Origin of the sequence: Streptomyces sp. NPDC059900, from assembly GCF_050270335.1 — a bacterium.
Taxonomy (GTDB): Bacteria; Actinomycetota; Actinomycetes; order Streptomycetales; family Streptomycetaceae; genus Streptomyces.
On record NZ_JBNNJZ010000395.1, the window covers coordinates 1 to 7,669 of the forward strand.

The window sequence follows — 7,669 nt, forward strand, 5'->3', positions numbered from 1 at the left end:
AGGGGCAGGAGTTGCCAGGCTGCGTCGTTGTAGAGGACGAACAGGATGCCCTGCAGACAGACGGCCAACCAGCACACTTCAACAAGATCGTGTTACGAGCTCTAAGTGCTGTCCTCGGTTCCTATCCGAGGTAGATGATGATCCCTCTGCAGCCTCGGAATGTTGCGAGTTGGACAGTGCTTCGCAACTCAGGGTTCCGTTCCGAGGCCGCTGCCTGGGAGGATCCTTGCGGATAATTACGAAACCGCAGGTCAGGACCTCGTCGCAGTGAGGCCTCGGAACCCCAGCCCCGTCCCGGCAGTGATCCTGATCGCCTCTGCCATCAAACTCGCCCTTCACCGCTGAGTCCCTGCCTGCGTAGAACCGGGTCAATCACGGAATGCGGTATCAGCAAGGGCGTCTCCGAGTGCCCGGGGCGACAGGTTCGGCCTGCTGGCTCACGGCATTGGTGGGCTCGTCGGGAGAAGGGCGCATACGGTGTCGGGCTCCTGCCTAATCGTCCCGCTCCCACGTTCCGGCACGCGGGAGCGTCATGTAGAAACCGTTGACGATCAGAGCGGTCGCGGTTGGGTACGGCAGACCCCTCAGTTCTCGCTGTCGGCCAGCCCTCTCACGCTTCCTTCGAGTCGATCTCGGCGATGAGGGCCTCGATGCGGGTCTGGATCTCGTCGCGGATGGGGCGGACCGCGTCGACCCCCTGACCGGCCGGGTCTTCCAGTGCCCAGTCGAGGTACGTCTTGCCGGGGAAGATGGGGCAGGCGTCGCCGCAGCCCATGGTGATGACGTAGTCGGATGCCTGAACGGCCTCGGTGGTCAGGACCTTGGGCTGCTGGGCGGAGATGTCGACGCCGACCTCCTTCATTGCCTTGACCGCGGCCGGGTTGACCTGGTCGCCGGGGATCGAACCGGCGGAACGGACCTCGATCCGGTCGCCCGCGAGGTGCGTGAGGAATCCGGCCGCCATCTGCGAACGCCCGGCGTTGTGGACACAGACGAAGAGCACGGAGGCGAGGGGAGGGATGGTGGTCATGAGGTCTTCCTTCACTGGCAATGAGCGGTGTTGATGAGCGGTCAACGGGGTTTGCGGACTGGGATGTTCAGGTGCCCAGCAGGGTTTCGAGCAGGTCAGTGATGTGCGTGTCGATCTCGTCGCGGATGGAGCGGATGACGGCGATGGGCGCGCCGTCGGGGTCCGCGACCGGCCAGTCCAGGTAGCGGCGGCCCTCGACGACTGGGCAGGCGTCGCCGCAGCCCATCGTGATCACGATGTCGGCGGCCTGGACGACCTCGTCGGTCAGCGGCTTGGGGTAGGCGTCGGCCAGGTCCACGCCCGCTTCGACCAGAGCCTGGGCGATGCCCCGCTCCACCGTGTCGGCCGGGGTCGTACCGGCGGAGGACACCGTCATCCGGTCTCCCGCACGGTGCGCCAGGAGCGCGGCGGCCATCTGTGAGCGTCCGGCGTTGTGGCTGCAGACGAACAACACCCGCAGCGGCCCGCTGCTTGCTGTGCCCTCGACGTGGGCGAGGGCGTCCAGCCGTTCGCCGGCGAGCCGCTCGGACAGCACCACCAGATGCGTACGGACGCGGGAATGCTCGGCCAGGCGCTGGTAGGAGTCGGTGAGCAGCAGCTGCACGGTCTCCACGGAGAAGCGGCCCGCATGCCGGGAGGCCAGGCGGGCGACGCCAGTGGACAGCCGCTCGTCGGGAAAGACGGGGAGGGGTGAGTTAGTCATGAGGGAACCCTTTCGGCGGGTCCTACGATTCAGCCCGGACTGGTATCAGCTCCGAATGATGTGAGAGTATCAGTCCATGCTGACTTCAGTCGATGCTGATGTGATCCGGGTGCTCGGCGACCCGCTCCGTCTGAAAATCGTGACCCTGCTCGCCCGGGAGACACTCTGTACGACGCACCTGGTGGAAGAGACCGGCGCCAAGCAGACCAACCTCTCCAACCACATGAAGGTGCTGCGCGAGGCCGGTCTGGTGGAGACCGAACCGTGCGGCCGCTTCACCTACTACAAGCTGCGCCCCGAGGTCCTGGCCTCGCTCTCCGAGCAGTTCGCCGAGCTGGCCGCCTCCGCCCGCACCGCGGCCGACAACAAGAGGGCCTGCTGATGAGCCGCACCGACACCACCCCGCACAGCGACCAGGAAACGGCGCCCTCCGGCGACGGCATCGTCGCCAAACTCTCCACCCTGGACCGCTACCTGGCCGTGTGGATCCTCATCGCGATGGCCGTCGGCCTGGGCCTGGGGCGGTTGATCCCGGGCATGAACGACGCGCTGGCCAAGGTCGAGATCGGCGGCATCTCCCTGCCGATCGCCATCGGCCTGCTGATCATGATGTATCCGGTCCTCGCCAAGGTCCGCTACGACAGGCTCGACGCGGTCACCGGCGACCGCAAGCTGATGGCCTCGTCTCTGGTCATCAACTGGATCGTCGGCCCGGCGGTCATGTTCGCCCTCGCCTGGATCTTCCTGCCGGACCTGCCCGAGTACCGCACCGGCCTGATCATCGTCGGGCTCGCCCGCTGCATCGCCATGGTCATCATCTGGAACGACCTGGCCTGCGGCGACCGCGAGGCCGCCGCCGTCCTGGTGGCGCTGAACTCCGTCTTCCAGGTCATCGCCTTTGGGCTGCTGGGTTGGCTCTACCTCGACCTGCTGCCGGGCTGGCTGGGCCTGGGCGACGGCGAGCACCTTGACATCTCCATGTGGAAGATCGCACTGAACGTCGTCATCTTTCTCGGCGTCCCGCTGCTTGCCGGATTCCTCACCCGCCGCATCGGCGAGAAGAGGATGGGCCGGGAGGAGTACGAGTCCAGGTTCCTTCCGAAGATCGGCCCGTGGGCGCTCTACGGCCTGCTCTTCACGATCGTCATTCTCTTCGCGCTGCAGGGAAAGACCATCACCTCCCAGCCGGTCGATGTCGTCCGCATCGCCCTGCCGTTGCTCGTGTACTTCGCGATCATGTTCTTCGGTACGTTCCTGCTGGGCAAGGGGCTCGGTCTGGCCTACGACCGCGCCGCGACCCTCGCGTTCACGGCCGCGGGCAACAACTTCGAGCTGGCCATCGCCGTGGCCATCGCCACCTTCGGCGTCACCAGCGGCCAGGCCCTGTCCGGCGTCGTCGGTCCGCTCATCGAAGTCCCCGTGCTGATCGGTTTGGTGTATGTCGCGCTGGCCTGGCGCAGGAAGTTCGCCGCCGACGCGGTGACGACGGCCCCGTGACGCGCACGGCGGATGTGGTGGTGATCGGCGGCGGGCAGGCAGGTCTCGCCGTCGGCTACCACCTGCGTCGGCAGAAGCTCGATTTCGTCATCCTCGACGCACAGTCCACGCCCGGCGGCGCCTGGCGGCATACCTGGGACTCGCTCCACCTCTTCTCCCCGGCTGCGTTCTCCTCGCTGCCGGGGCGGCTCATGCCCGCCCAGAGCGGCGAGGATTACCCGGACGCCGGACACGTCGTGGACTACCTGGCCGACTACGAACAGCGCTATGACCTGCCCGTGCAGCGCCCGGTCCGGGTGAGCGCCGTACGACCCGAAGGCGAACGGCTGCGAGTGGAGGCGGACGCGGGCACCTGGTCGGCACGAGCGGTCGTCTCGGCGACCGGCACCTGGTGGCGCCCCTTCTTGCCCGCGGTCGCGGGCCGGGAGGTGTTCACCGGCCGCCAGCTGCACACCGTTGGCTACCGCAGCCCGGCCGACTTCGCCGGACAGCGGGTGGTCGTGGTGGGCGGAGGCAACTCCGGCGCGCAGATCACCGCCGACCTCGCCCTGGCCGGCGTCGAGCTGACCTGGGTCACCCAGCGCCCGCCGCGATTCCTGGCCGACGACATCGACGGGCGCGCCCTGTTCGACGCCGCCACGGCCCGGCGCCGCGCGCTGGACGCGGGCACGGCCGACACTGGCGGGGTCGCGTCCCTCGGCGACATCGTCGCCGTTCCGCCGGTGCGCGAAGCGCGGGACGCGGGTCTGCTCAAGGCGTCGCCCATGTTCGCCCGCCTCACCGCCGACGGAGTGGAATGGGCGGACGGCACGCGCGCGGAAGTGGACGCGGTCATCTGGTGCACCGGCTTCCGGCCCGCGCTCTCCCACCTGGCACCGCTCGGACTACGTGGTGCGCGCGGACACATCCCTACGGTCGGGACACGAGCTGCGGGCGAGACCCGCCTGCATCTGCTTGGCTACGGCGACTGGACGGGACCCGCCTCCGCCACCCTCATCGGCGTGGGCCGCCCCGCGCGCGATGCAGCCCGCGAGATCAGCGCGCTGCTGTCCACCGAGGCTCGATAGCCGCGCGGTTGAAGCCTTCCCCGGTCAACGGTCCTCATCGGCCAGGGTGAGCTGTGCGCGATGGAAGTCGAAGTGCCGGGTCGCATAGCGGTAGAGGTCGGCGACGGTCATGACGTCACGGAAGAACGGGTCCCAGCGCGTGGGATAGGGCATGGCGAGCGCAAAGTCGGCCTCCCGCTCGGCGCCGAGCCTACGATGCAGGAACTCGACCACGCGGTCGAACGCGGTCCCCATACCGCGGCGCCCCAAGACCCTCGCACCGCCGACGGGGCCGAGGTAATTCACGACGTCGAAGGCTTTGGTCCCGGCGTTGAGGAGCCGGGCAAAGCCCCGTCCGACGCCGCGCGGCAGCCGACCGAAGATCCGCAGCAGGATCAGCAGCGGCCGGATCAGGATGTAGCCGAACAGCATGTGGAACAACAGCTGCTGATTGGTCCACCGGGTGCCCTCGGTGAGCCGGCGCAAATCGGCCTCGTTGGCCTCATCGAGAAGCCGGTGGAACGCCGTACGGGCCTGCTCCAGCTCCTCGTGAATCGCCTGACGATCCAGCGACGATGCACTCATCGCACGCACCACCTCTCCGGGCAGCCTGTCGAGTCGGCTCAGCCCAGGGCACCAAGTATCTGCCCAAAGCGGCGAGAACCGATGGCACGCATCAACGTGAAGTCGGATAAAGGCTCAGTAGATCGCCAACAGAACTGCCTCCGCCCACCAGGGCGGAGGCAGTCTCGAGCGCAGGTCTAGCCGTCAGACCTCAACAGAGGGAGAAGGAGCGGCGGGCTGCAGGCAGGCCGCCACCGTCTCGGGATCCAAGGCCGCGAGGCTCGCGAACATGCGCAGCGGTTCAGCCAGCGCCGAGCAGCACATCACGTACTGGTTGCTGCGCCCCTGCGGAATCGCCTCCACGAGCTCCTGCTCGCGCAGCGGCGCCAGGTGGTGGCTGACCAGCGTTTGGCTGAGGCCGGTGGCCTCCTGCAACTCCTTCACTGTGCGCGGGCGTTGTGCGATCAACAAGATCAGCGTCAGCCGAGTCTCGTCCGCCAGCGCACGCAGTTTTGGAGCAAGCACCTGCGCCCGCTCGCGCTCACTGAGCCACTGGCCGGGATCGCTCACCGCGACCCTCAGCTTTGATGGCCGGGCCATCACCACCTCCTTGTCACCCCCAAGCCCGCCGCTCGGGCCAGCACCAGCTGCGCTGGTGCTGTTGGAGGCGGGGCGAACTGCGCCTTTGATCCTACGCATGGCGGCCGTGCCCGACTACGAGCTGGTCCGGGCGTCGGCCTCCGACTCCGCGGGTACCTCTGTGGCCGGTGCCCCGTCCTCGTCCACTGTCCGCCCGCGGGGCAGAATGAACGCGGAGGCGATCGCGCCGACGGCGGCGACCGCGACAGCGACCGTCAGGGTGCCGGTGAATCCGTGCACGAAGGACTGCTGAGCGGCGGACAGTACCCGCTCTCCTGCGGCCCCGCCGATCTGTTGGGCGACCGCGGAGGCACCCGCAAGAGATTCGCGTACGGCGTCGCCTGCCTCACCCGGCACCTGCGCGGCCGCGGGAAGGTCGTCGCGATAGAGGGTGGCGATGACACTGCCGCTGACCGCGATGCCCAGGGCGCCGCCGACCTGCATGCCCACGTCGGCCACCGCAGAGCCCGCGCCCGCTTGGCGGGCGGCGGACACGGCCAGGATGGCGTCCACTGCGGCGGGAAGAGCGATACCCATGCCCAGACCGAACACCGCAAGACCCCACAGGGCCTGCGCCTCGTCGTCGATCTGCAGGCCGGCGAGAATACCGAGCCCGACCGCGCACAGCGCCAGGCCGATCACCACGGTGGCCCTGAGGCCGGTGCGCTCAACGAGCTTGGCGGACAGCGGAGCACCGATCATCATGGTGCCGATCGCCAGCATCCGCAGACCGGCGCCGAGCGGGTCCAGCTCGAGGACCGACTGCAGGTACTGGGTGAGCAGGTACAGGCCGCTGTAGAGGCCGAAGGACGTGCAGGCGATGGCCAGCGCGCCGCCACCGTAGCGGGCGTTGAGGAACAGGCCGATGTCAAGCATGGGGTGCTCGGTGCGCTTCTCCCACAGTACGAAGCCGACCATCAACGCGACGCCGACGAGCAACGACCCGACGGTCACGACGTCGCCCCACCCGTTGTGGGGCGCTTCCACCAGGCCGTACACGATGGCGACGAGACCGACGACCGAGAGCAGTGCGCCGACGAGGTCCAGGCCGGGGTGCCCGTCGGCCTTGGACTCGGGAATGAGCTTGAGGCCACCGATGAGCGCGATCGCAGCCAACGGCACGTTGATGAGGAACATCGAGCCCCACCAGAAGTGCTCCAGCAGCAGTCCGCTGACGACCGGACCGAGGGGTACGCCGACCGCGGCCGCGCCCGACCAGATGCCGATGGCCTTGCCTTGCTCCTCCGGCGGGAAGACGTCCTTGATGATGGCCAGGGTGGCGGGCATCATCAAGGCTGCCGAAATACCCATCGTGGCGCGGAAAGTGATGAGCAGCTCGGGAGTGGTGGCGAACGCGGCACCGAGACTGGTCACCGCGAAGGCAGCCAGACCGATGGCCAGCAGCCTCTTGCGGCCGAAGCGGTCCGACAGCCCTCCTGCCATCAGCAGCAGTCCGCCGAAGGCCAGTGCGTATGAGTCGACGGTCCACTGCAGCTGGCTGCTGCTGGCGTCAAGGTCCTTCTGGATGCTGGGCAGAGCCAGATTCAGGATCAGGGTGTCAAGCCCGATCAGAACCAGACTCAGGCACAGGATGGCCAGAATCTGCCATCGGCGGGGATGTCCGGCAGGGCGGTTCACAAAGATCTCCTCAACGACGCAATTCAGAGTGGGGGACACCAACAGCGAAGCGTGTGGGCCGCGTTCGTCCGTGGTGCCGTTCGCGATGGGTGGCCGGAGGCCGGTTCCTACGGGGGATGAGAGCCGACCTCCGGCCGTCCACAGACTAACCAGCATTCAGTGTTATCAACAGTGAACGCTGTTGATAACGGCTTACTTTGGATGCTCGTTTCAGCCATCTATGCAATATCTCCACGCTGTACCCGCAGGCGGCTCAATGCGGTCGTGACCTGCTGAGACTGCAAGTGGGCCGCTTGTGGCCGCAATGACAACTCTTCGCGGCGACGTGGCGTGTCGCTGGCTGCATCGATGCCCTGTCGTACGTGTGACGCGCGATCGCAACCCCGTGGCCTGCGGAAACGCATCTCGTGCCGATGGTTCCTGACTGATGTTGAGCGAAGTTGGCGGGAAAGGGTCCTCGGCTGAAAACCAGGTCTCGAATACTTTGACCGCCATCGATACATTGAGCGAGACGCAGCACAGGGGCCTGTACGAGCGGGTCCTGTCTTGGTG

Annotated in this window: 8 protein-coding genes; 3 read left to right on the forward strand and 5 right to left on the reverse strand. The window is 67.4% G+C overall.

Going from position 1 to position 7,669, the window contains the following annotated elements; genetic code table 11:
* Window positions 1-610: 610 nt before the first annotated feature.
* Window positions 611-1,030: an arsenate reductase ArsC gene (locus tag ACQKIP_RS33760; RefSeq protein WP_365865528.1), complete on the reverse strand. Its 420-nt coding sequence runs from the start codon at window positions 1,028-1,030 to the stop codon at window positions 611-613.
* 67 nt (window positions 1,031-1,097) lie between these two features.
* Window positions 1,098-1,733 (reverse strand): low molecular weight phosphatase family protein, encoded by a 636-nt coding sequence (locus ACQKIP_RS33765; RefSeq protein WP_365865525.1) that lies wholly within the window; start codon window positions 1,731-1,733, stop codon window positions 1,098-1,100.
* A gap of 76 nt (window positions 1,734-1,809) precedes the next feature.
* On the opposite strand from ACQKIP_RS33765, the gene ACQKIP_RS33770 reads away from it, so the two are divergent.
* Genes ACQKIP_RS33770 through ACQKIP_RS33780 form a run of 3 tightly spaced genes read left to right on the forward strand, consistent with a single transcriptional unit; the run spans window position 1,810 to window position 4,297 of the window.
* Window positions 1,810-2,115 (forward strand): ArsR/SmtB family transcription factor, encoded by a 306-nt coding sequence (locus tag ACQKIP_RS33770; RefSeq protein WP_365865522.1) that lies wholly within the window; start codon window positions 1,810-1,812, stop codon window positions 2,113-2,115.
* A complete protein-coding gene (gene arsB / locus ACQKIP_RS33775; RefSeq protein ID WP_365865520.1) occupies window positions 2,115-3,230 on the forward strand; it encodes an ACR3 family arsenite efflux transporter in 1,116 nt (371 codons plus the stop codon). The genes ACQKIP_RS33770 and arsB overlap by 1 nt, the downstream gene beginning before the upstream one ends.
* On the forward strand, window positions 3,227-4,297 hold the full coding sequence (locus ACQKIP_RS33780; protein WP_365865519.1) for an ArsO family NAD(P)H-dependent flavin-containing monooxygenase: 1,071 nt from the start codon (window positions 3,227-3,229) through the stop codon (window positions 4,295-4,297). Before arsB ends, ACQKIP_RS33780 begins: the two co-directional genes overlap by 4 nt.
* Window positions 4,298-4,321: 24 nt before the next feature.
* Here ACQKIP_RS33780 and ACQKIP_RS33785 read toward each other — a convergent pair whose 3' ends face one another.
* From ACQKIP_RS33785 to ACQKIP_RS33795, 3 genes are all read right to left on the reverse strand, one after another.
* On the reverse strand, window positions 4,322-4,861 hold the full coding sequence (locus ACQKIP_RS33785; protein WP_365865518.1) for a DinB family protein: 540 nt from the start codon (window positions 4,859-4,861) through the stop codon (window positions 4,322-4,324).
* Window positions 4,862-5,044: 183 nt separating this feature from the next.
* Window positions 5,045-5,440, reverse strand: coding sequence for an ArsR/SmtB family transcription factor (locus ACQKIP_RS33790; protein ID WP_365865516.1), 396 nt, complete (start codon window positions 5,438-5,440; stop codon window positions 5,045-5,047).
* Window positions 5,441-5,554: 114 nt separating this feature from the next.
* Complete coding sequence (locus ACQKIP_RS33795) at window positions 5,555-7,117, reverse strand: MFS transporter (protein WP_365865514.1); 1,563 nt, start codon at window positions 7,115-7,117, stop codon at window positions 5,555-5,557.
* Window positions 7,118-7,669: the final 552 nt, after the last annotated feature.